The sequence below is a fragment of the Nitrospirota bacterium genome (assembly GCA_035516965.1).
In the GTDB taxonomy this organism is placed as follows: domain Bacteria; phylum Nitrospirota; class UBA9217; order UBA9217; family UBA9217; genus MHEA01.
Genome location: DATIZR010000061.1, coordinates 34,219 through 59,326, shown reverse-complemented (window position 1 = coordinate 59,326; position 25,108 = coordinate 34,219). Strand labels below are relative to the sequence as shown.

The 25,108-nt window shown below is 56.4% G+C and carries 17 protein-coding genes and 2 tRNA genes; 15 read left to right on the top strand and 4 right to left on the bottom strand.

Features of this window, described 5'->3' with window-relative positions; all coding sequences use genetic code 11:
- Window positions 1-275: 275 nt before the first annotated feature.
- The 15 genes from VL197_09205 (at window position 276) to VL197_09135 (ending at window position 21,079) form a co-directional block, all read left to right on the top strand.
- Window positions 276-351, top strand: a tRNA-Lys gene (locus tag VL197_09205).
- 84 nt (window positions 352-435) lie between these two features.
- A tRNA-Leu gene (locus VL197_09200) sits at window positions 436-518 on the top strand.
- 82 nt (window positions 519-600) lie between these two features.
- Window positions 601-1,884 (top strand): trigger factor, encoded by a 1,284-nt coding sequence (gene tig / locus VL197_09195; GenBank protein ID HUJ18156.1) that lies wholly within the window; start codon window positions 601-603, stop codon window positions 1,882-1,884.
- 70 nt (window positions 1,885-1,954) lie between these two features.
- A complete protein-coding gene (gene clpP / locus VL197_09190; GenBank protein ID HUJ18155.1) occupies window positions 1,955-2,563 on the top strand; it encodes an ATP-dependent Clp endopeptidase proteolytic subunit ClpP in 609 nt (202 codons plus the stop codon).
- Between the two features lie 4 nt (window positions 2,564-2,567).
- A complete protein-coding gene (gene clpX, locus VL197_09185) occupies window positions 2,568-3,815 on the top strand; it encodes an ATP-dependent Clp protease ATP-binding subunit ClpX (GenBank protein ID HUJ18154.1) in 1,248 nt (415 codons plus the stop codon).
- 135 nt (window positions 3,816-3,950) lie between these two features.
- Window positions 3,951-4,559, top strand: coding sequence for a ribosome biogenesis GTP-binding protein YihA/YsxC (gene yihA / locus VL197_09180; protein HUJ18153.1), 609 nt, complete (start codon window positions 3,951-3,953; stop codon window positions 4,557-4,559).
- A gap of 66 nt (window positions 4,560-4,625) precedes the next feature.
- Window positions 4,626-6,155: a mechanosensitive ion channel family protein gene (locus VL197_09175; GenBank protein HUJ18152.1), complete on the top strand. Its 1,530-nt coding sequence runs from the start codon at window positions 4,626-4,628 to the stop codon at window positions 6,153-6,155.
- Window positions 6,156-6,555: 400 nt separating this feature from the next.
- On the top strand, window positions 6,556-8,394 hold the full coding sequence (locus VL197_09170) for a PAS domain S-box protein (protein ID HUJ18151.1): 1,839 nt from the start codon (window positions 6,556-6,558) through the stop codon (window positions 8,392-8,394).
- Window positions 8,391-9,785, top strand: coding sequence for a sigma-54 dependent transcriptional regulator (locus tag VL197_09165; protein ID HUJ18150.1), 1,395 nt, complete (start codon window positions 8,391-8,393; stop codon window positions 9,783-9,785). The genes VL197_09170 and VL197_09165 overlap by 4 nt, the downstream gene beginning before the upstream one ends.
- A gap of 512 nt (window positions 9,786-10,297) precedes the next feature.
- Complete coding sequence (locus VL197_09160; GenBank protein ID HUJ18149.1) at window positions 10,298-10,558, top strand: late competence development ComFB family protein; 261 nt, start codon at window positions 10,298-10,300, stop codon at window positions 10,556-10,558.
- A gap of 475 nt (window positions 10,559-11,033) precedes the next feature.
- Entirely contained in the window at window positions 11,034-13,613 is a 2,580-nt protein-coding gene (locus tag VL197_09155; GenBank protein ID HUJ18148.1) for a hypothetical protein, read from the top strand.
- Between the two features lie 157 nt (window positions 13,614-13,770).
- On the top strand, window positions 13,771-14,130 hold the full coding sequence (locus VL197_09150) for a hypothetical protein (GenBank protein ID HUJ18147.1): 360 nt from the start codon (window positions 13,771-13,773) through the stop codon (window positions 14,128-14,130).
- Between the two features lie 300 nt (window positions 14,131-14,430).
- Complete coding sequence (locus VL197_09145) at window positions 14,431-15,690, top strand: hypothetical protein (GenBank protein ID HUJ18146.1); 1,260 nt, start codon at window positions 14,431-14,433, stop codon at window positions 15,688-15,690.
- A gap of 432 nt (window positions 15,691-16,122) precedes the next feature.
- Window positions 16,123-16,983: a CxxxxCH/CxxCH domain-containing protein gene (locus VL197_09140; GenBank protein HUJ18145.1), complete on the top strand. Its 861-nt coding sequence runs from the start codon at window positions 16,123-16,125 to the stop codon at window positions 16,981-16,983.
- A 1,075-nt stretch (window positions 16,984-18,058) separates the two neighbouring features.
- Window positions 18,059-21,079, top strand: coding sequence for a fused MFS/spermidine synthase (locus VL197_09135; GenBank protein HUJ18144.1), 3,021 nt, complete (start codon window positions 18,059-18,061; stop codon window positions 21,077-21,079).
- Window positions 21,080-21,107: 28 nt separating this feature from the next.
- Here VL197_09135 and argB read toward each other — a convergent pair whose 3' ends face one another.
- From argB to xerC, 4 genes are all read right to left on the bottom strand, one after another.
- Window positions 21,108-21,989 carry an acetylglutamate kinase gene (argB, locus tag VL197_09130; protein ID HUJ18143.1) on the bottom strand — a complete coding sequence of 294 codons (882 nt, stop codon included), beginning with the start codon at window positions 21,987-21,989 and terminating at the stop codon, window positions 21,108-21,110.
- 92 nt (window positions 21,990-22,081) lie between these two features.
- Window positions 22,082-23,425: an ATP-dependent protease ATPase subunit HslU gene (hslU, locus tag VL197_09125; GenBank protein ID HUJ18142.1), complete on the bottom strand. Its 1,344-nt coding sequence runs from the start codon at window positions 23,423-23,425 to the stop codon at window positions 22,082-22,084.
- 110 nt (window positions 23,426-23,535) lie between these two features.
- Entirely contained in the window at window positions 23,536-24,078 is a 543-nt protein-coding gene (hslV, locus tag VL197_09120) for an ATP-dependent protease subunit HslV (GenBank protein HUJ18141.1), read from the bottom strand.
- A gap of 95 nt (window positions 24,079-24,173) precedes the next feature.
- Entirely contained in the window at window positions 24,174-25,064 is an 891-nt protein-coding gene (xerC, locus tag VL197_09115; GenBank protein HUJ18140.1) for a tyrosine recombinase XerC, read from the bottom strand.
- Window positions 25,065-25,108 lie beyond the last annotated feature (44 nt).

The following is a 25,108-nucleotide window of genomic DNA, read 5'->3' as shown; positions in this document are numbered from 1 at the left end:
GCAAGCAGCAAAGCCCCCGAGAGCAGCAGGAGAAACCACGACAAAGGGGTTTCAGGAGATGGCTTCCCCTGAGCTTTGGGAGAGACGGGCGAGCCCCCGCTGGGGAAGCCCTTTTGTGGCGACGGAGTGAGGTTCGACTCGACTCCCGCCGGGCGCACCATCGATAACAGGCGATTTTTTTATGGGGAACAGCAGTTTTTTGTTGCATCCCGACACAAAGATCAGTATAATTACCAACGCTTTCGCAACTGGTACTCTTTTTTTATTTTCGCGACGGGCCGTTAGCTCAGTTGGTAGAGCAGCTGACTCTTAATCAGCGGGTCGAAGGTTCGACTCCTTCACGGCTCACCATACACAATTCAGGGAGCAGTGAGCAGCAGGCAGCCTTCCACGAAAGCTGCTTCTCTGTTCACTGCTCTCTTTTTTGGTGCATTGGCGAGAGTGGCGGAACTGGCAGACGCGCCAGACTTAGGATCTGGTGGGCAACCGTGGGGGTTCAAGTCCCCCCTCTCGCACCATTGAACCGGCGTGCCGACTTCCGCAGACCGAACGAGCTTCACCATTCAAAACCGAAATTATTTTACGCAAAGGTGGTAACGTATGAAAGCCGTACTCGAAGACGTCAGTCCAGTCAAAAAGAAACTGCATATCCAGGTCGCTGTTGACGTGATCGCGCACGAGATGGGAAAGGCCGTGGCAGACGTGGCGAGAAAAGCGAAGATCCCCGGGTTCCGGCCCGGCAAGGCGCCCAAGTCGGTCGTGGAGCGGCATTACGCGATGGAGATCGAGTCCGAGGTGATGAACAAGCTCATCACGGCTTCCTATCTGCAGGCCCTGGAAGAGCACAAACTGAGCCCCGTCGACGTCCCGAGCATCTCGAACATTTCCCCTTTCGACAGGAACGCCCCGCTCAACTTTACCGCGGTGGTTGAGGTCCGGCCGAAGATCGAGCTTGGCGCCTATGAGGGCCTCGAGGTGAAGGATCACAGCGTCGCGGTAAGCGACGATGAATTGAACCAGACCATCGACCACCTCCGGGAGATGTACGCCGAACTCCAGCCCGTGGAGGGAAGAGCGTTGGAAAAGACCGACACGGCCATCATCGATTTCGAGGGCTTCCGGGAAGGCAAGCCGATCGAGGGCGCCAAGGCTTCAGGCCACATGCTTGCCCTCGGCACGAACAGCCTCATTCCGGGGTTCGAAGAGCAGATCGTGGGAATGAACCAGGGCGAGTCGCGCGAGATCGCTGTGACGTTCCCCGGGGATTATTCGAACAAGGAACTGGCGGGTACGGCTGCGAACTTCACGGTCGCCTTGAAGGAGATCAAGAAGAAAGTACTGCCAGAGCTGAATGACGAGTTCGCAAAAGACATCGGCGGCAACAAGTCCGTGGCTGAACTGACGGAGGGGATCAAAAAGGACCTCGAAGCCAGGAAGCGCGATGAACTGGCCGCGGCCCAGCGAGAAGAGATCATGGCGAAGCTGATCGAGGCCCATTCTTTCGAGGTCCCGCAGGGGATGGTGGAACGCGAGCTCCAGTCCATGGCGCGGCAGCACGTGACCCGCATGGCGCGGCGCGGAGTCGACGTGACTAAGACCTTCGACGCCGGCAAGTTCCGGGAAGAAAACAGGGCCATAGCCGAGAAGCGCGTCAGGGGCATCCTGCTCCTCGACGTGATCGGCGAAAAAGAGGGGGTCCAGGTGAGCGAACAGGAAGTGAACTCGGCACTCGCCGCTATGGCCAAGTCCACGGGCCAGACGCTCGACGCGGTCAGAAAATATTACGACTCGATGGACGGCGGGCTGGACAATCTCCGCTCATCGATCACCCAGGAAAAGACCCTCGCTCTCTTGCTTTCGAAGGCAAAGAAGAGTTATAATTGAACCAGCGCAAGGCAGGGAGCATGTTCTTTGCTTTTGTGAAGAGGGATCTGGCAAAGGAGAAACGAGAATCATGTCTTTGATTCCCATGGTGATAGAACAGACGAGCCGCGGCGAGCGGGCTTACGATATCTACTCGCGGCTGCTTAAGGACCGGATCATCTTCCTCGGCACTCCGATCGATGATGGAGTGGCGAACACCGTTATCGCCCAGCTGCTCTTCCTTGAGGCGGACGATCCGGACAAGGACATCTACCTCTATATCAATTCCCCCGGGGGCATCGTTACGGCGGGCCTTGCCATTTACGATACGATGAACTACATCAAGTCCCCCGTGTCCACGATCTGCATCGGGCAGGCGGCCAGCATGGGAGCACTCCTCCTGTGCGCGGGCACGAAGGGCAAACGGTTCTCGCTGCCCCATGCGCGCATCATGATCCATCAGCCCATTGGCGGTTTCCAGGGACAGGCCACGGACATCGAGATCCACGCCCGTGAGATCCTGAAGATGAAGGAAACGCTCAACCGGATCATGGCGAACCACACGGGCCAGCCGATCGAGAAGATCCAGGCCGACACGGACCGCGACTTCTTCATGTCCGGCGAGGACGCCCGGTCCTACGGGCTTGTGGACGAGGTGATCACGAAGAAGACGCCTCGCGGCGGAACTAAGGAGAAGTAAACGTATGACGGACAAAGAGAAGAAAGAGCATGCGGCGGCCCTGAAGTGCTCGTTCTGCGGAAAAGGGCAGGAAGAGGTCAAGAAGCTGATCGCGGGACCATCGGTGTTCATCTGCAACGAGTGCGTGGACCTCTGCAACGAGATCATCGCCGAGGAGTGGGAGGAGGCCCGTGAGGCCAAGGTGCCCCGCCTGCCCAAACCGTCGGAGATCAAGCGCACGCTCGATGAATACGTCGTCGGCCAGGAGCGGGCAAAGAAGATCCTTTCCGTTGCCGTTCACAATCATTACAAGCGGATCGGCGTCCAGCAGGAGCTCGGCGACGAGGTCGAACTCCAGAAGAGCAACATCCTGCTTATCGGCCCTACCGGCGTGGGGAAGACGCTGCTCGCGCAGACTCTGGCACGCATCCTCGATGTGCCTTTCACGATAGCCGACGCCACGACGCTTACGGAGGCCGGGTACGTCGGCGAGGATGTGGAGAACATCATTCTCAAGCTGCTGCAGAACGCCAACTACGACGTGGAGCGGGCCCAGCGCGGGATCGTCTACATCGACGAGATCGACAAGATCAGCAGAAAATCGGAAAACCCCTCGATAACGCGCGATGTGTCCGGAGAGGGCGTGCAGCAGGCGCTGCTCAAGCTGATCGAAGGGACCATTGCAAGCGTCCCGCCCCAGGGCGGACGCAAGCATCCGCACCAGGAGTTCATCCAGGTGGACACGAAGAACATCCTGTTCATCTGCGGCGGCGCCTTTGTCGGCCTCGATGCGATCATCGATCAGCGGATCGGCCAGAAATCCATGGGATTTGGCGCCGATATCCAGAGCAAGAACGAACGGAAACTGAGCGAAACGCTGGCGAGCCTGCAGCCGGGCGACCTCCTGAAATACGGCCTCATTCCCGAGTTCATCGGCCGGATGCCGGTCGTGGCGACGCTGGAGGAACTTGATGAGCACGCGCTGATCGACATCCTTACCCGTCCCAAGAACGCGCTGATCAAGCAGTACCAGAAACTGCTGGCGCTCGAGGGCTGCAAGCTTCGCTTTGTCGACGATGCACTCGTCGCCGTGGCAAAAAAGGCGATACATCGGAAAACGGGCGCGCGCGGGCTTCGTGCTATCCTGGAAGACGTGATGCTGAACGTGATGTACGATGTGCCATCCCAGCCAGGGATACGGGAATGCATCATCAGCCAGGAAGTGATCAATGAAGGCGCCGAGCCGCTGCTCATCTATGAGAAGATAGCGTAGAACAGAAGACAGAGTACGGGTCACCGAGGACAGACAGGAGACATCAGCATTGCGACGTTCTCGTCTGTCCTCTTTTTTTATCACTTCCCGGCCGCCGTATGCCGTCTGTTCTGTGATGCCTGTCCCCGGGACCCTATGAAAATCCTTTCAGCCGAATTCGTTACCAGCGCCGCCCAGTCCGGGCAATTCCCGCGGGACGGCCGGCCCCAGATCGCGTTCTCCGGACGCTCCAACGTGGGGAAATCATCCATCATCAACGCGCTGCTCCACCGCAGGAACCTCGTCAAGACCAGCGCTACGCCCGGCAAGACCCAGCTTATAAATTTCTTTCTCATCAACGAAGGCTTGTATTTCGTCGATCTCCCCGGGTACGGCTACGCGCGCGCCCCGCAGGCGGTGACCGATGCGTGGGCGCCCATGATCGAGGGGTACCTCAAGGGAGCGTCCCGGCTGTCCGCCGTTGTCGTGCTCCTGGATTGCAGGCGGGAGCCCGATGACCGCGACCGTCTCCTGATCTCATGGCTCCGGCAATATGACATCCCGGCCATCTACGCGCTCACCAAGGCCGACAAACTGAACAGGCAGGAGTCGGAACACGCGAGACGGGAAATTGCCAAGGCGCTCGGGCTCCCGGCTCCGCTCCCGCTGACGTCGGTGAAGAGCGGACAGGGAATCAGGGAGCTGTTGGCCGAGATAGTGAAAAGCATCAGGAACACAGACGACAGGGGACAGAGGACAGGCTGAAGCGGAAGAGATGCTTTCCTGTTTCAGTGTCTGTTCTGACTTCTGTCTTTCGCTTAAGGGGGTCTCGTGGAGTTCGTGCATGCGTTGACGGGTTCACTGTTCTGGGCTGCGATCCTGTGCATCGTTCTGTATGCCACTGCCTTTTTCGGTATCGGCCTGCTTGCAAAGAAGTCCGGGCTGCTCAAACCGGTCGCCAACGGGCTGAAGCTCGTTGCCCTGTTCCTCGCCATCCAGCTTTTCCTGTACCTGGGCGTTCAGGACCACTTCCCGCGCGCCGCGGAGCATCTCCACTTTTACTCACTGCTCATCTTCACGTTTGCCGCTGTCCGCCTTGCTCTTTACCTGTACGGAGACCTTTTTGTCGTGCGCTGGAAGGGGGGGAGCTTCCCCGCGGCCTTCAAGAACATCATCACCGCCCTTGTCCTGGTCATCGTCCTTCTGATCCTGTTGAAGGAGATCCTGAACATCAACGTCACCTCCCTCATTGCGACGACGACGGTGCTTACCGCCACGATCGGCCTTGCGTTTCAAAGCACCCTTGCCAACATGCTGGCCGGCCTTACGATCCATCTTGAGAAGCCGCTCAAGCAGGGTGACTGGATCTCTGCGGGGGGCCATGAAGGACGCGTCCTGGATATCACGCTCCGCTCCACCCGGATCTTTACGCCTGATCACAATGAAGTGTTCATACCAAACAGCAAAGTCTTGAGCGAAGCCGTTGTGAATTACAGTCTTCCCGATTCGATACTACTCCGCAGGCTTACCGTGGGCGTCAGCTACGGCATTCCGCCTAACCGGGTGAAGGATGCGGTCCTTGAGGTTTTGTCGTCCGTGCCGGGAGTTGCCAAGAGCCCTGCACCTCTAATTCGAGTGACGAGTTATGGTGATTTTACCGTACACTATGAGATCCGCTATCCTCTGACAAATTTCTCCCAGCTGACGGTTACCGAGGCCGAGATCATGAACCTCCTCTGGTATCGTTTTAAGCGCAGCGGCATCGACATCCCCATGCCGATCCGCGATATTTCCATCCGCCAGGTGACTCCTGAGAGCAGACAGGCAGAGCAGGAGCGCCTGGCCGCTGAGATCATGGACCTGATGGAAAAGGTCGAGATACTCTCGCCGCTCAACAAGGCAGAACTCAAGAAGCTGGTCGAGCGATTGAGCGTGATGCCTTATGCCGCCGGCGAGGTTCCCGTACAGCAGGGACAGCCGGGCGATTCGTTTTATATCATCAAGAGCGGCCGGATAAATGTGGTCGTGGAAAAATCTTCCGGTGAAACCTCTGTGCTGGCCACGCTCGGGCCCGGCAACTTCTTCGGCGAGATGAGCCTGCTCACGGGCGCCGCGAGGACTGCCAGCATTCATGTCACGGAAGACGCCGAGTTCATTGTTATCGATAAAGAAAGTTTTCGCTCCACGCTCGCCAATAATCCCTCGATCGCGGAATCCCTGAGTCATATCCTCTCCGAGCGTCAAGCCGGGCTCGATGCCGAGCGGGAGCGTCTTGATGCTTCAGCGATCGAGCGGCGCAGGAGGGATGTGTCCGGCAGGTTGCTGTCCCGGATCAGGGATTTCTTCGGCCTGGCCTCATGACCCGGCTTCCGGGCGGGTCCGTGCAAGCCCGGCAATTCTCGAGATCGTTCGCTCGTGGTCGTTGAAGTGCATCCGGGATGCATCTCCAACGTTACCCGTCGGTCCCGCGGCACGTACGGGATGCCGCCCCCAGCGACCGCATGAGCCAGAGATTTTGTTGACTCCTTGCTTTTTCTGGTTTAACATGGTCGGTGTTGTCCTGTCATCTGGCTAGACAGGCGTTGCCGGCCACCGCGACGGAGAACAGGGCGCTGGTTCTGCCCGCAATGAGAACGCCTCAGAACGGGCATTGCGGAGAATAGGGAAACGATATGACGGTTCACCACAAGAGGGGCTGCCATGCGTTGCGTAACCACGCGAAAGGATGCCGGGACGGAGCATCCGGCAGGAAGTCACTCCGATGAGAAAACATCTCTTCATCATCCTCGGCATTTTTACCCTAGGCGCGCTGACATGCGGCATCTACCTTGCCTATTCGTTCGACCGCAGATTGTCCGACTTCAATAATATCATCAAGCTGCACCATGTCGAGAACCTGCGGGAGCGTCTGCTGCTGAATATCCGGAAGGTGGAGATCGATCTGTACTCGCTCGGTTCTTCTCAGCCGGAGAGCGCCGCGGCGGTCGAGGGTCATGTGTACGACATCAAAACGTCGATCAATACCTGCTACGGGTGTCACCACATCCCGAGCGTGCTGGAGCGTCTCGATGACCTTCGGCAGCAGATCGAGCAATACGATGACGCCGTGAAGCGGCTGCTGTCTCTGCGTGCCGGGACCATCAGCCACCGGGACGCCCATCTGGATGCTCATATCATCGGCGATTCACTGATGGGAAAAGTGGAGATCATGGTCGTCCGGACCAGCGAGAAGCTCAGCGACCAGACCGAAGATTCCCTGCAAAAGGCCCACCGGATGAAGCTCGTCATGATCGGCCTGATTGCCGCCGGTCCCCTGATTATGATCCTGTTCGCCCTTACCGTATTGCGAGGGGTGACGAAGCCCGTCCAGGTCCTCCTTCAGGCCACGAGAACGCTGAAGGCCGGCGACATGGCGCACCGGATAACGGGATTGAAGGATGAATTCGGGGAGCTTGCCGTGGCATTTAACGAAATGGCGGGGTCCCTGCAGTCGACCATGCGCGCCATAGAAGAGAGTGAACAGCGCTATCGGATGCTCTTCGAAGGCGCTGCTGACGCCATCTTCATCCTGGAGGCGGAGGGAGACAAGGCGGGGAGAATTCTGCAGGCCAATCAGGCAGCGGCAGTGATGCACGGGTACACGGGAGAAGAGCTCGAAGGCATGAACATCCGGGACCTCGATTCACCGGAGTCACGCGCAGCCGCGCCCGCGAGGATGGAACGGATCCGCCGGGGGGCATGGACCAAGTTCGAGATGTCCCACCAAAGGAAGGATGGCACCGTGTTTCCCGTTGAAGTCAGCGCGGGACTGCTTGTCGTAGGGGGCCGCCAGTTCATCCTGGCTGTGAACCGGGACCTCACGGAGAGAAAGCGCACCGAGGAGGCGATGCAGAAGACGGAGCGGATCAGGGTCGCCGGTGAACTCGCGACCGGCCTCGCCCATGAAATCAAGAATCCGCTCGCGGGGATCAAGGTCTCGATGCAAGCCCTTTCCGAGGAGAACTCCCTGTCGGATGAGGACCGGGATGTTCTGAACAGGGTGATCGGAGAAATCAATCGCATTGAATTCCTGATGAAGGGGCTGCTGAACTTTGCGCGCCCGCCGAAGCCCCAACTGGCGAGCACCGATGTGAACGCCGTCCTGGACACCGTCGCGAGCCTGGTGCTGAAAGAGCGGTCACGCTCCCGGGAGGGGGCGCGCGCGATCCGGCTCAAGCGCGAGCTTGATGAGGATCTGCCCGAAATCATGGCCGATCCCATGCAACTTCAGCAGATTTTCATGAACCTGATGCTGAATGCCATCGACGCCATGCCCGAAGGCGGAACAGTGACCATGAGGACCGTCTTCGAACGGCAGGCCAATTCCCTGCGGATCGAACTGTCCGACACGGGACGCGGGATAGACTCCGCTACCATGGCCAAGATTTTCGACCCTTTCTTCACAACGAAAGCGAAAGGGACGGGGCTTGGACTTTCGATCACCAAACGTCTGGTGGAGGAGCATGGCGGAAGCATCACGCTCGTGAACAACCACGATGGCGGCGTCACCTGCAGCATCACCCTCCCGGTCAGATTGATGGAAGGGGCGTTGACGGCATGACGGACAAGGCAAGGATATTTCTCGTTGATGACGATGAGCTCATCGTGTCCATGCTGTCGCGGGTGCTCAAGAAAAGCGGGTACGATGTCCGCACGGCGACGAGCACCGAGGCGATCGTGAGCAAGATCAGATCGTGGTCTCCCGCGGTCGTCTTTCTCGACATCAGGCTCCCTGAAAAGAACGGGGTTGACATCCTGCGAGAATTGTCCGAGGAAGGCGTTCGCACGCAGGTCGTCATGCTGACCGCGGACGACACGGCCGAAACCGCGGTAACGGCGATGAAGCTCGGGGCTGCCGATTATCTTACCAAGCCCTTCAACGTCGAAAAGATCAAGCTGGTTCTCCGCAATATCCTCGAAAAGGAGGACTTGAGGGAGGAGGTAACCTATCTCAGGAAGGTGAGTTCCGGTCTCCTGGATCCGGCGATCATCGGCGAATCAAAGTCTGTTCACGACCTGAAGTCCCAGATAGAGAAGATGGCCCGGGCCTCGGTATCGACGCTTCTTATTACGGGGGAGAGCGGAACGGGCAAAGAGCTCTTCGCCCGCTATGCGCACCGCCTGATGCGCGCGCCGTCGGATTCAGGATTCTCGCCGTTCATCCAGATCAACTGCGCGTCGCTTCCGGAGACCCTGCTCGAGAGCGAACTCTTCGGCCATGAAAAAGGGGCCTTTACCGACGCGAAGGCCAACAAAAAAGGGTTGTTCGAACTGGCGCAGAGGGGGTCCCTGCTGCTCGACGAGATCGGCGACATGCAGCTGAACCTGCAGGCCAAGCTCCTGCGAGCGCTTGAGGAGAGGACCGTGCGGCACGTCGGCGGAAGCGAGGAGATCCCGGTCGATATCACCGTGATAGCCACCACGAACAAGAACCTCGCCGGAGCCGTGGAATCAGGTGAGTTCCGGAGCGACCTGTTCTTCCGGCTGAATGCTTTTCATGTGCAGGTCCCGCCGCTCAGGGACCGCAGGGAGGACATCCCTTTGCTGGCGAAGAGCTTTCTCGCGTCCTTCAGTGCCGGCCCAGGCAACAAATCGGCAAAGTGCCTGTCTCCCGAAGCGGAAGAGCTCCTGAAGGCCTACCACTGGCCCGGCAACATCAGGGAACTCCGCAATCTTATCGAGCGCATCGTCGTTCTCGAGAGCGCGTCGGAGATCCGGCCGGAGCATCTTCCCGAATGGCTGCTCGGCCCGTCAGGAGCCGTGCATCTGGACCACGCTCGGCAATTCATCCTACCGGAATCGGGGATTTCCCTGGAAACGCTTGAGAAGGACCTGATCCGGCAGGCGCTCGAACGATCGCATAAGAACAAGACGCAGGCGGCCAAACTCCTGAACATCAGCTATGATACGTTGCGGTATCAAGTGAAGAAGTTCGGGTTGGACTCGACATGACGCTCTTCAAGTCTTGCGTTGCCTGCAGCTTCTCGAACAAAGTCATGTCGGACAACCCCTGGAAGCAATCCCTCGACTTGGCATACCCCGGCTCGCGCCGGGACAATGTCTCGTCCTCATCTGCGGCTATAATTATCAGGAAAGATAAAACTACATCTTGAGCTGGTAATGGAATTAGGGAGTTGCCCCGCGCTGACTTACTCCCTATTCGAATATTCACAGCCCGGTCATCATGCGTGTAAGCAATTGGTGAAATCCCCATATAATCCAACTTTGTTGAGCAAGAACGCACAGCCTTCCCCTCTCTTTCCCGCGATGACAACAACTTAACTTATTATTATAATTGAATTTATTCAAATGGCATAAAATATGTATAAGATACAATGTTCTGTGTGAACAATGACACCTGGTTCTTATTGCCTGTTCCATGAAACACTTCTCAATTATTCCGTCGGGATTGAGACTTGTTTTCCCTAGTTACGGCTGACCTAAAAAATGTTGATGAGGGCGCTATGGACTGCACCGTTCGAAACGCTAATCATGAAAAGGTCGTGGCTGTAATTGAAAAGTTCCTGAAAGAACGGTACCAGGATGTCTGTTCCTGTCCGCGATGCGTAAATGACATTGCGGCTATAGCTCTCAACTATCTGCCGCCTCACTATTACGTGGAAGATGGGGGCAATAAGGACCTCGGCTCTCCCATGGTGATGGTGGAGACCGCCGTTGTTGAAGCGATCGGCCTGATCATGGATAAGCCGAACCATCCTTGTTAGGGGTGGGCAAGCGGCAGCAGATGGTTGTTTCGGCTCTATGCAATTATTAAATGGCGGAATGCCGACATACTTACCTGCGATTTCGCCAAATTTTTGAATCGGGTGATTTGCTCGGTAATTATTAACAAGTTGATTTATTGATTGTTTATTATGGCATTTCATTTGCATTAAGAATGTGAAGCATATTCGTGAGTTCGGTGAATTGAATATATTAATAATTATTTTTGGAAGGACACTTATAATACGTGCTTGACCTTTTGCATTCTTTTGCAGTAAAATTCAAGGCGGTTTATTATATAGTTTCAAATCCGGTCAATAATAATGAGGTAGCTCAAGATTCTGAGTGCTTTTTCGAGAAGTAAAAATAGAGAAGTAAAATCTAAACGGGAGGATAAGAAGAAGAGGTAGAAAAAGATTCTCAGTGTTTTTTCGAGAAGTAAAATCTGGAAGTAAAATCTAAATGGGAGGATAAGAAATGGAAACAAGGAAGTTCTCAAAGCTGTTTCTGTATCTGTTTTTGTGCAGTACCGTTGTCTTTGCCCTCGCGTTTCTCGGCGGGTGTAAAGGCAGCGACGGCTCAAATGGCCTGCCGGGAGCACCCGGTGCTACGGGTCCTGCCGGTGCTACAGGTCCTGCAGGTACAGCCTCTGGGTTCGGCACGCACAGCATAGCCCAGGGCAAGGTTGACGCGACCGTGACGATTACCGCTGTATCCAATGTCGGCGGGCAACCGCAGGTCACCTTCAATGTTGCAACAGCATCCGGTCCGTATACGACTCTTCAGTCAAGCCAGGTTAACGCCAAGCTTGCCGACCTAGTCACCACTGTCAGCGGTTCCTTTGTATCAAAGGCCACTGGGTCCAACTACTCAACAGATTACTTCGACATGTGGACCTCGGAAACACCGGGGCACATTGCCTGTCCGGCGGGTACTGTCTATACTGCTGCGTCAGGAACTGTAGCGGCGTTTTGCAAAACATCGGCAGGTGCGCTTGCGACGCCGGCAACTCCCAACCTTGTCACAACCGATGCAGCCAACGGAAATTACAGCTACACCTTCGCAACGCCGTGGGGCGGTGCGTGGCCAGGCTACAATAACCTTGACTACAATGCCGCGAATAGCAAGCGCGTAATGATCACGGTTAGTTCCGATAATGTTACGATCAACAACGCCGTAGGTTTCTTGGATGTTGCCAGCCAACCCGCGTCCGGCGCGACCGCAACGAAGATAGATTCCCAGCGCCAGTTCGTGACCATCCAGGCCTGTCAGAAGTGCCACACCAAGTACATGGACAACGCTGCCCATGCGAACGTCTACCTCGACACGCGTGGCTGCGACCTCTGTCACAGCCCCTTGTACGCCTCCGCGCCTAAGCATGCGGTGGGCTTCATGGACCCGATCAACGTCATTTTGCCGGTGTTCATTCACCAGATCCATGCGTCAATTCCCAAACAACCGACGGGCCCGACTGTCGAGTTCCCCGTCACCTATCCCCAGGACATGAAGAACTGCACCGTCTGTCATACCAACAGCGGCCTGACCTTGGGCAGCGGCGATAAGATCGACAACTGGAAGACTCATCCAACCCGCCGGGTGTGCAGCAGCTGCCACGTTACGGTTGACTTTGTTAATGGCAGCTCATTTGTCGGCCTTGATGGCAAAACCAAATCACACTTTCAAGAGCCCAATGATAGCGCATGCACGACTTGTCATACAGCCACTGGAACCGGACTCACTCCTCCGAGCATGACTGAAGCTCACGACACCACGACGCCGAAGTTCGTCGCACCAGCGCCCGGGTTGGTATCGTCGCTTACGACGTCGGATTCTCCGGAATATAATGTCGTCATCACCATGAGCACTCCGACGGCTAATCCGAATTATTACTCGGTCGGTGAACAGCCGGTTGTGACCATCACCTTGACCAACAATGATGCTACCGGTAGCGCTTTAACAACTACCCCGACTCTGACCGGAGGTCATGCGCCAGGGACCTACGACCCCAATAGCCTGTCCGTAGCCAACATGTATGTCTATGGTCCTCGTTCCTCGCCCAGGCCGAGCTTTATTCCTGCCGGCGGGAGTTCTTCTTCTTTGAAGACATACGCGACGGCAACCAGCACAAGCAACTGCTGGGACGGCGGCAATACAGCCTTAGATGGCACAGCTTGTGTTCCAGCCGTTTACAACACCGCCAGCAAATTCACGAAGTCAATCAACCTGTTGGGGCCGACTTATTTTTCGGCCAGCAGGTCGTCCGGCGTTCCACCGCTCGGACCGAACACTACTACTGATCCTAACAAAGCGCCACTGGCTGCTGGTAATGGCTGGACCTATACGTTGGCGCCTATTCCAGCAGGCACATTGCCAGGAACCTACTTTGTCCGTGTCTATCTCGGCAATACCTACACCTTTAACATTGCCGACCCTGATCCGAACCAGATCGTTTCCGTCGGTCTGGCGAAGTTCCAGGTTGGCACCGCGACTGAGGAGAAGAGGATTACCGGCAACGCTGACAACACCAACGCATGTGCGAATTGCCATGGCAATGAGATCATGCACCGCGATGACCATGCCTCGATATTCGATGCCGATCACTGCAACGGCTGCCACTATGTAGGGGCCCGCGGTAATTCCACCATAGGAGTCAGCGCTTCAACGGCTCCCATTTCAAACCGGGTCCATGCCGTTCATTCCGCTCAAGCCACCGGCGACATCTCGGTCATTAACTGGTCGGTGCCGAATGAGTGGAACGTGGAGGTGGGATTCCCGACCATTGGGAGCTTCGCGACGTCCACCATTACCTACCCGGCGAATATCGAGCGGTGCAATACCTGCCATGCGTCAGGCAATGCCTCATACAAGAGCAATCTTTATGAGATACCCTGCTATGGCTGCCATGCCGATGTTCCCGGGGCGACTGCTCATATGACCACGATGGGCGGCAACCTCAATTCAATCGTATCCGGCACTACGGGCACAGTGACCGTACCGGAGTCCTGCGATGTTTGCCACGGCCCTGGCAAGTCTGTTGATATCGCCGATCAGCCGTAACATTGCAGCCTGAATTTCAGTGACAACTTCTATGGGCGGACCGCAAGGTCCGCCCTTTCTTATGGGCTTTAACAGGCTTGAAACGGACTATGGACAGTCAAGGCCCGGCGTGGCGACTTGTGTCAAAGATGTTTCCGATTTTATCAGGGAGAATGAAATGAAAAATAAAGTAGCAATCTACTTCGTGTTCTTGTTGCTTATCGTCTCCGCGTTCAATTTTTCAGGCTGTTCCAGGCTGTTCGGTCCTTCGGACGAGGATGTGATCAAAGCTGTTAACGAGAGTGCGGCCTTCAAGGGCGGACTGAGCGGGCTTACATTGCAACCCCCCATAAAGATACTGGAAAAAGGCAGCCGCAAGAGCGACGGCGCGTGGCCTGTTAAAGTTAAAGTAACATTCACTGCTTATATGAGCAAAGATAAAATTTCTGCGCCGATGGAACGAACGCTTGTCTATGATATGCGAAAGACGAAAGACAGTACCGGAAAGACCGTTTGGACGGCTTCCGTAGCTCAGTAATACCAGCGGCAAGTTCATCATACGAGCGTACTATCGTCTTCATTCAGATACGGGTGGAACCTCCTTTTGTCCTTCTCCCCGGGATAGCATTGACGTGAAAGACGTGCCCGGAGCATCTTCTCCTTTTTCTTGATTTTTATTTTGTTGTTTGCTATAGTACGACCGTCTTTCGGATCGGGTCGATGCCACGAGAGAAAACCTGATCGAACCACACTGAGGAAGGGAGAAAACACCTTGAGGAGACATACTATGCTGCTGATGTTGAAATGCGGTCGTCCGGTTTTGCAAACAGCATGTGCCGTGATTCTGCTCTCGCTGATGTTGCTGTGCACGCCCGGTGTTTCCCAGGCGGTCGACCTGTCGGGCGATTCCCGCACCTACCTCCAATCGCGGGAGACGGCGGACAGCACGAAGATTATCGGGGGCTATGAATATCTCGATCTCGATGTGCAGAATTTGGGCAATGAGACGATCAGCTTTCATACCGGCGGATGGCTCCGCTATGACTTCAAGGGAGAGGAATTCAACGAAAAGACCAACGATGACCTTCAATATGCCTATTTGAGTTTTAAAAGCAAAACTGATAATACGATGGTCAATCTCGGCCGTGTCATGGTGTTCGAAGGAGTAGCCCATGAGCGGGTGGACGGCATCTACGCAAGAACGGACCTGAGGTACAATTTCGGGATTTCTGCCTTCGGCGGCAATCCGGTGGAGCTCGGCAACCCGCTTGACACGCCTGCCGGATCGTCGGGCAACAACAGCATCTACGGAGCGAGGCTGGCCCATCAGGTTGCCGGACTGTATACGATCGGCGCCTCCTATCTGAAGGAAGAGCGGAACGGCGCAGATTACCGGAAAGAAGAGGGAATCGATCTGTGGCTCCACCCGGTCAACAAGGTGGATCTCTCCGGCCGGTCAAACTACAACGCGATCACCAAGGAGTGGATGGAGAACACCTATAATCTCGTTCTCGGTCCCTTCGCCGGATTGCGGTTCACCACCGAGGCCTCCTGGATCAACTACAAGGATTATTTCTTCGGCACGACGATGTCGGCGTTCACGTTCCAGCCGGGTGTTCTGGACCCGAATGAAAAGGTCCGCATCCTGGGCGAGAACGTGGCGTACAATTTTACCGACAAAGTCAGCATAACGGCTGATTACAAGACCTATGCGTATTCGATCGCGGGAGACTCGAAATACTACGGGGCGAACCTCAAGTATTCCGAAACATCCCAGGGAGCGGGCCTCTCCGCTCACAAAATGGACGGAGACACGGACCGGCTGAAGTACTGGGAATACCGGGCATACGGGTTCAAGAAGATCGATAAATTCGATGTGTCCGTTGACGTGCTGGACGTGAAATACACGGTTGCGATCAACGGGGTGAGCAATGCCTATTCCGCGTCGCTTGGACTGGGCTATGACGTGCTGGAGAACCTGAAGATCGGGGCGGATGTTGAGTATGCAAAGAATCCGGACTTCGACAAGGATATCCGGACATTTTTGAAGGCGATCTACCGGTTTGACGTCGGCACCGGCGCACGGAAGGGGGTCTAGCGTGAAAAACAGAATCGTGAAAATGTCATTCCTATTGCTCCTGCCAGTGCTTGCCCTGGTTCTTTTTGCCTGCGCCCATACCCAGAGCATGGCGCTGAAGCATCCCATGGAGGTCTCGGGAATGCCGATCTGCAGCGACTGTCATACCGACTGGAGGGCTTCGCTCAATCATACCTCCGATTTCTACACACGGCACAGGTTCTATGCCGCGCAGAGTAACCAAGCCTGCGGCATTTGTCATAAAGAATCGTTTTGTTCCGACTGCCACGCTCACAAGGAAGAGTTGAAACCCAGCGACAAGTACAAGGATTCTCCGGAGCTGGCATTGCCGCACCGGGGTGACTATCTGAATCAGCACAAGATTGACGGAAGGATCAATCCGGCATCCTGCTTCCCCTGTCATGGCCGCCAGAATAATGAGAGGTGCAAAACATGTCACCGATAAGGAAAATGAAAATCGCGATCCCGCTTCTGTTCATGGGGCTCCTCATCACGGCCGGATGCAGCGGGAAGGGGAACGCGAGTTCCCCCTTTGATGCTGACAGCGGGCAACACCCTGTGGGATGGCTTCCCTCGGGGCATGCGACCGCGGCTAAGGCGAATGAGGACTCCTGCATGGGATGTCATGGAAGCGATCTGTCCGGAGGCATTACGGGCGTGTCCTGCCTGTCCTGCCACGTGAACGGGTCTCCCTTCACGCTTACCGACTGTACCTCATGCCACGGGAACCCACCCAACGGGAACGCTTCCCCGAACACGACCGGCGCACATGACATGAGAACGGGCCACTTCGCCCCCTCGGTTATCTTGCCCGACGGCTGCAACACCTGCCACAACGGGGCGGGGTCGGGAACAACGAAGCACGATAACGGCACCGTGGATGTTTCCTTAATGAGCCTTTACAGCTCCCATAATGGGACAGCAACGTACAACAACGGGGACGGCACATGCTCAAACGTGAGCTGCCACGGAGGCCAAACGACGCCCAATTGGATGACGGGCTTTATCGATGTGACCACCCAGTGTACACAGTGTCACTTCTTCGGCACTGCCGCCGGAACGCCTGAATATAACAGTTTCTGGTCCGGGAAACACGACCTGCACGTAAATACGGAGAACATTAGCTGTTTCTCGTGCCACGAGACATCGAAACTAACCCTTAGCCATTTTGTGACATTGAATACGTTGACCATGGAAGGGCCCGCGTCGGCAACCATCAACGATCTGTTAAATTACACAAACCATACCTGCGCCGCGGCTTGTCATGTCTCGCGTGACTGGTTCGCACCGTAACACTGCTGAGTCCGATATTGACAAACAATGCTTCTGAAAGGCCTGGACAACGTGTCCGGGCCTTTTCTTGTCGGCGGGGCGCACGGTGCCTACTCGCTTTCGCACTTGACCGGGGGATGGGCGGTGAAGACGGCTGAGAGGCAATAGATGTTCGGTGTTCGAACGAAGGATGAGGGTGGACCGAAGGGGCTCGGAAGGGGATAAATGGCAAGTTCACGGCTTATCGCAATAGAAACCCGGGTAGTCAGAGCTAAAGAGGTTGTGACCCGTTCGCAATCTCTGCCGCCCCTGGCCGTGGCCGTCTGGCTCCAAAACGACATGCCTTACTCACCGTCCGAACTCTGTGTGCCGCGTCGTATTTGATGTCGTTTTTCATATGCACTCACCGGTCGCTCCGCGGCGGGGTTCCATACTTTTCCCGCGAACGGATCAGACGTCGAATAGGGGACCGACGCGACGGTCTTCATTTCGTGAGCGATATACATATTAAAGGTTGTTCCATCTTCCCCCTTCAGCGAGATGCTGTCGGGCCGCACTTTAATGATCTGCGACCCATCCGGCAATTTGTCGAACAATCTGAATAAAGACTGTTCACCTTTCGTTACTATAATGACGGCACCTATAAAATTCTGGCTTTGTATCGTACCAACGAGGCTGTAGCCTGATGGAGCGGCGACCTGAGCGTGCACGCGATCGCTCAAACAAAGCGACAGAAGCGACAACGTGATAACCAGGTTTATAAGGACGAGACTGCGTGCTGTTTTATTTCTCATGGGTACGTGGTTTGCAGATGTCCAGACCATGAAAAATAATAACGCTTTGTCCTCCCTCTGTCAATGCCTTCGAGTACCGTCGTTGCCGCTCAACTAATTCGATCCGCAATCGGGCAGGAGCCCCGCAGTAGTCCCAGAGCCGGGCACGCCGGTCATAGGGGGCAGTTCAGGCGGTTTGTTCGGCTGATAAAGGGAAGGCATGTCGGGGGAATCAGCCTTATTATCTCTCCGGTCTGCTTAAAGAACTTGTCATCAATACTGCAGTCATGTTAAGCTCTCTCATGCCAAGAGGAGAAGTCAAAATGCGGGGCAACGGGCGAAGTCTGTTCTTTATTATTTTCACTGCTTCCGGATTTGCCGGACTTATCTATGAATCCATCTGGACGAATTACCTGAAACTCTTTCTTGGTCATGCGGCCTATGCCCAGACCTTGGTGCTCACCGTATTCATGGGCGGCATGGCGCTTGGCTCCTGGATCTGCGCGAATTACTCAAAACGATGGGGTAACCTGTTGCTCGGCTATGCATTGGTAGAAGCGGTCATTGGCATTTGTGCCGTACTCTTTCATCCGCTTTGGATTCAATTTCTCGACTTGGCATATACAAGATTGATACCGGGTCTTGGCTCGCCTGCAACGGTAACGATCTTTCAATGGACAACGGCAAGTCTGTTTATCCTTCCCCAATCGATTCTTCTTGGTATGACCTTCCCGCTCATGACTGCCGGCGTCATCAGGCTGTTTCCCCAGAATGCCGGTGCAACGGTCGCCATGCTTTACTTCACGAACAGCATCGGAGCCGCAGCGGGCGTCCTTGCCGGCGGATTTCTTTTCATCGACTGGTGGGGTTTGCCGGGAACGCTCGCCGCGGCCGGTCTTATCAATATCACCGCTGCAGCGGTCGTCTGGCGGACGGTCCGCGAGCACAGACCCCTTGTGGAAAAAGCGCGAGCCGTAGCGAATCACGGAACGGGAGGCGCTTCGACGATCACCTATCGGGTTCTTCTCGGTGCAGCGCTGCTGACCGGCGCATCGTCATTCATTTATGAGATCGGCTGGATACGCATGCTGAACCTCGTCTTGAGCAGTTCTACCCATGCGTTCGAGCTCATGTTGTGCGCCTTCATTACGGGGCTCGCATTAGGGGGCTTGTGGATACGGCGCCGCATCGACGGCTTGCAGCAGCCTGTCCGGTTCCTTGCCTTCGTGCAGATGGCCATGGGAGCGCTGGCTTTGGCGACCTTGCCCTTCTACGGTCACACGTTCGAGGTCATGGCGTGGCTCATCGGCTCTCTGGAAAAGACCGCCGCAGGGTACGCTCTCTTTAATATTGCCAGCAACGGCATAGCGCTTGTCATCATGCTTCCGGCCACGTTCTGCGCGGGAATGACCCTGCCGCTCATCACCGCTATCCTGCTTCGGGACGGACAGGGCGAAAAAAGCATCGGCGCGGTTTACGCGTTCAATACTATCGGGTGTATTATCGGTATCTTATTTGCCGTTCATGTTGCGATGCCGATGCTCGGGCTAAAGGGGATGCTCGGCATCGGCGCCGGCATAGACCTTGCGCTGGGTCTGGCGCTGGCCTGGTGGGCGTTCCCCACAGCGCGTATTCCGGCAATAGCGACGGCAGCGGGTATGGTGGTTCTGCTGGTCGCCATGACGGCCGTTCAATTTGACGTTCATAAAATGTCCTCCGGTGTTTACAGAACCGGTAAGTTGTCAGGCGCAGGTGAAGCAGAGATTGTATTTCATCGCGACGGTAAAACGGCTACGGTATCGGTCGTAAAATATAAAAATTCCCTTTCCATCAAAACGAATGGCAAATCTGATGCGAGCATCAGTTTAACGGGGAGGGGGAGCTCAGAGAACGATGACGAGTCGACCCAAATCATGCTTGGCGCTATGCCGCTGGTGTTGCATCCGCATGCAGAAACTGCCGCAGTCATCGGCTGGGGCTCCGGCATGTCCACTGCCGTCCTGTTAAGCACTCCGCAGCTTGATCGCGTGGATTCCGTGGAGATCGAGCCGACCATGGTGCAGGCTGCCATGCTTTTTCGTCCCCGCGTGGAACTGGCTTACACGGATCCCCGAAGCCATATCCACATCGAAGATGCCAAGACATACTTTTCTCTTTACAACCGGAAATATGACATCATTGTTTCGGAGCCTTCGAATCCGTGGGTCAGCGGGGTGGCGGGCCTTTTTTCGAAAGAGTTCTATAAGAGGATAAAGGACCATTTGAACGAAGATGGCCTTCTTGTCCAATGGCTGCAGCTGTATGAGATCGATACCCCCCTTGTGGCCTCGGTATTCGATGCGCTCGCTGCCCAGTTTTCCGACTACGTCGTCTATGTCACGGACGATTCCGACATCATTGTCATTGCGCGACCGACCGGCACGGTTCCCGAACCTGATCCGGCGGTTTTAAGCGCGCGGGGGCTTTCGAACGAGTTGAACCGGGTGGGAATCAATGGTCTTCAGGACGTTCTCGTCCGCAGACTCGGTAATAAACGCGCCCTGCAGCCCTTATTCGATAGTTATAATGTGCCGGCGAATTCCGATTACTACCCTCTGCTGGATCTGTATGCCACCCGCGCGCTCTTTATGGGGACCTCAGCAAAAGACCTTACAAGCAATCCGGATTTACAGCTTCTGCCTGCCGTGGAGATGCTCGGGCATGAGCCTGTAAACATGAACAGTGCGCAAGTAAGCAATGGGAATTTTAAGAAATCGGCCAAAATCCAACTCGCTGACATGTTGTACGGATATATACTGTCTGGCCGCCCCTGGAAATTGGACCTTCCCGTGGGGCGTTCAGCCGATGATTTGCGACAATACGCGGATAAGGTCCGGCTGGAGCTTTCGGGTTGTTCGGGGAAAGTGTCACCTGACGAATGGTGGGATGGGACGTTCTATATTGTGGCCCAGTGCATCCTGCCCTACTCATCGCCCAATCAATTGGCGCGCTTCTGGCAAAAGGCAGAATCTTCTTCCTGTTGGTCGCGGATATCTCCGTCCCAGAAAGACTTCATAATGTTGCTCAAGGCCGTGGATAGCCGCGATGCCCTCATGATGGCGCAAGTCGCTCGTAAACTCCTGGAGGAAATGCCTGCAGTTCACCCGGTACTTGAAGCATATATACTGTCGGCTGGCATGCTGGGTGATCTCTCCCTTGGCAAAACTCAGGATGCACGTTCATTATGGGAACAATTCGGGCCCCGTCTGGACAAAAAGGGCTCGCAGTCCCTCTTATTACGACTTCTTGTTGCACACATTGAGCATCCTGCACGAGGAACCGTTTCCTCAACTTTTCAGCAGTGAAAAGGACATGCCGTCTTTGCACCGGAGCTCAGAGAGTAATTTCCGTGCCGACCCCTTCCTTCGTGAAGATCTCGAGCAGCAGCGCGTGGGGGATCCGGCCGTCGATGATGTGCACCTTGGAACACCCCGCTTCGAGCGCCTCGAAGCAGGATTTCGTCTTGGGAAGCATTCCTCCGCCGATGATCCCCGCATTGACGAGCGCCTCGACCTTCTTCTTGTTCAAGGTCGGAATCAGGTTCTTGTCCTTGTCCAGGATGCCTGCCTGGTCCGTCAGCAGGATCAGTTTCTCCGAATTCAGCGCACCCGCAACAGCGCCCGCCACGAGGTCGGCGTTAATATTGTAGGTTTCTCCCTGTTCCCCGACACCGACCGGAGCGATCACCGGAATGAACTCGCCGCTCTCGAGCGCGGTCAAGGCGCCGGGACGCACCTCGGTGACCTCGCCGACGAGGCCGATGTCGATGATCTCCGTTTCCCCGGTATCCTCAGATTTCTTTGTCATCTTGAGCTTGCGGGCCTGGAGCAGGCCACCATCCTTGCCGGTAAGGCCCACAGCCTTGCCGCCCGCCCGGTTGATCAGGCTCACGATCTCCTTGTTTACCTTGCCGCCCAGAACCATCTCAACGATGTCCATGGTTTCTTCATCCGTTACCCGCTGGCCTGCGACGAAAGCGGGCTTCTTTCCCATCCGCTCCATGGTCTTGCCGATCTGGGGACCGCCTCCGTGCACGATCACGGGATTGATCCCGATGTACCGCAGGAGCACAACGTCCTGGGCGAACCCCTGCTTCAGGGCTTCGTCGATCATGGCGTTGCCGCCGTACTTGATCACGAACGTTTTGCCCCGAAAGGTCTGGATATAGGGCATCGCCTCGATCAGGGTCTTCGCTTTTTCGATCAGCTTCTGCATGAAAACCTCAAGAAATAAATTTAACCACAGATGAACACAGATGAGATCAGGCCGACTAGGTGTTAACCCGTGTTCACCTGTGGTTCCCCGAGTTACAGAATGTACCGGCTCAGGTCCTCGCTCTTCATGATCTCGGCCAGCCGCTCGCGGACGTACGCGGCGTTGATGGCGACTTTTGAGCCCTTTTTCTCGGGCGCATCGAAGGATATCTCGTCGAGCAGCCGTTCCAGGATGGTATGGAGCCTGCGCGCCCCGATGTTTTCCGTGCGCTCGTTCACCTGGGTGGCGATGCCGGCGATCTCCTCGATGGCATCCGATGAAAAGGAGATCGTGACGGTCTCCGTCGCGAGCAGGGCAACCTGCTGCTTGATCAGGGCGTTCTGCGGCTCGGTCAGGATGCGGATAAAATCGTCCTTCCCGAGCGAATCGAGCTCAACGCGGATCGGGAACCTGCCCTGCAGCTCGGGGATCAGGTCGGAGGGCTTGGACACGTGGAAGGCGCCGGCGGCGATGAACAGGACGTGGTCGGTCCTGACCGGACCGTATTTGGTCGTGACCGTCGAACCCTCCACGATCGGAAGCAGGTCGCGCTGAACGCCTTCGCGGGAGACATCGGGGCCGTGGCTTTCGCGGCCGGCGATCTTGTCGATCTCGTCGAGGAACACGATGCCGGACTGCTCCACGCGCTGCACCGCTTCCCGGATGACCTTGTCCATGTCGATCAGTTTGGCCGCCTCCTCCTGGACGAGGAGACGCAGGGCTTCGGGAACCTTGACCTTCCGCCGCTTGGTCTTCTCGGGCAGCAGCCCGCCCAGCATCTCCTTCAGGTTCATCTCGATCTCTTCCATGCCCACGTTCGAGATGATGCCGAAGGGCATGACCTTTTCCTTCTGCTCGAGTTCGACCATCCGGTCGTCCAGCTTGCCCTCCCGCAACTGCTGCCTGAGCTTCTCCCGGGTGCTCCGGTGCTGCTCCTGCTGCTCGGCGCTGGGCTGGTCGAAGCCGGGCGCCGTCCTGACCGGCGGGAGGAGCAGATCGAGCAGGCGCTCTTCGGCCAGGGCGGCGGCCTTCTCCTGGACCTGCTCCGCCATCTCGTTCTTGACCATGTTGATGCCGATCTCGGTAATGTCGCGGACGATGGAGTCCACATCGCGGCCGACATAGCCCACCTCGGTGAACTTGGACGCTTCGATCTTCAGAAAGGGCGCCTGGACAAGCCTGGCCAGTCGCCGGGCGATCTCGGTCTTTCCCACGCCCGTAGGACCGATCATGATGATGTTTTTCGGCATGACCTCGTCGCGCAGGTCCTCCGAAAGCCGCTGGCGCCTCCAGCGGTTCCGGAGCGCAATGGCAACTGCCCGCTTTGCCTTATGCTGTCCGATCACGTACTTGTCGAGCTCTTCGACGATCTGGCGGGGGGTGAGGGTGTCCTTCAAACGAACCTCCAAAAAAATCAGAAAACAGAAGACAGAGGCGAGAGGACCGGCAAAAGCCCCGCTCATCAGGTTTGCGTCTGACTCCAATACCCTGTCTTCCGTGTTCCGCGTTACAATTCTTCTATCGTGATCTCACGGTTGGTATAGATGCAGATGTCGCCGGCGATCTTCATGGAATGCTCCACGACCGCCCTGGCGTCCAGTCCCGTATGGTCCATGAGCGCGCGGGCGGCTGCGAGGGCATAGGGGCCGCCGGACCCGATGGCCGTTACGCCGTTCTCGGGCTCGATCACATCGCCGTTGCCGGAAAGGATGAACGACCGTTCCCGGTCAGCCACGATCATGAGCGCCTCGAGCCTGCGCAGGACCTTGTCGGTCCGCCAGTCCTTGGCCAGTTCCACCGCAGCGCGCGTGAGGTTGCCGTGAAACTGATCGAGCTTTTCCTCGAACTTCTCGAACAGCGTGAAGGCATCGGCGGTTGCGCCTGCGAACCCGGCAAGGACCTTGTTGTTGTACATCTTCCGTACTTTTACCGCGTTCCGCTTCATCACCGTCGAGCCGACTGTGACCTGTCCGTCGCCTCCGATGGCCGTCTTGCCGTTCCTCCGTACTGCCAGGATGGTTGTCCCGTGCATGGGTGCTATTTCACTCATGATGCCTCCCGAAAGGACCGGACGCCGGACCGCAGAACGCATATGCGCTTTGCATTCCCCTGGTCGCTCCTCCATCGGTCCGCTGCATTACCTGGCTACTTTTTTCTCGCCTTCGGATGCGCCCGGTCGTACACGTCCATGAGCGAGGTAAGGTTCAGGTGCGTGTACCGCTGGGTCGTCGAGAGACTTGCGTGGCCCAGGAGCTCCTGGATCGCCCGCAGGTCCGCTCCGGACTCGAGCAGATGGGTTGCGAAGCTGTGTCTCAGCGTGTGGGGGCTCGCTTTCTGCAGCAGGCCCAGTTGCTTGCGATATTTTTCTAAAATACGCTGAACGGTACGCACTGTCAAGCGATTTCCCCCCGGACCGGTGAACACCGCCCTGCCGTCCGTGGTGGGCTTCCGCGAGCGTTGATAGCGATCGATAGCATCCAGCGCCTTTTGCCCGATCGGCACGATACGCTCCTTCCGGCCCTTGCCGCGGACTCGCACGGTCCTGTCATGCCGGTCGATGTCTTCGCTGTTCATGCCAACCAGCTCGGCGGCGCGGACTCCGGCGGAGTAAAGGGTCTCCAGGATTGCCCGGTCCCTGAGCACGGACCCTTCCTCTCCGGAGGACCCGGGTCCGCCCGGCGCGTTCATCAGGCGTTCGGCGTCATCCACGGTGATGACCGGGGGAAGGCGCTTCTCGCGCCTCGGCGTCGAGGTGAGCCTGGCCGGGTTCACCGTCATGACGCCTTCCCGGTTCAGATACCGGAAGAACGAGCGCAGCGCCGACAGTTTCCGGGCGATCGATGATTTCTGCATCTTCCCATCGAGCAGGTGGGCGATGAACCGTCGCAGCAGTTGATGGTCCGTATCGGCGAGCGGCCGGTCTCCGAGGAATTCGAAGAATTGTTCGAGGTCTGCCCGGTAGCTCCGCCCGGTATGCTCCGACACGTTCTTTTCCTGCTTGAGATACCGAAGGAACTCGAATACTTCCCTGCGCATGGATTACTTTAGCGTATGGGGTGGGATTTTGCAAGAGGGGGCTA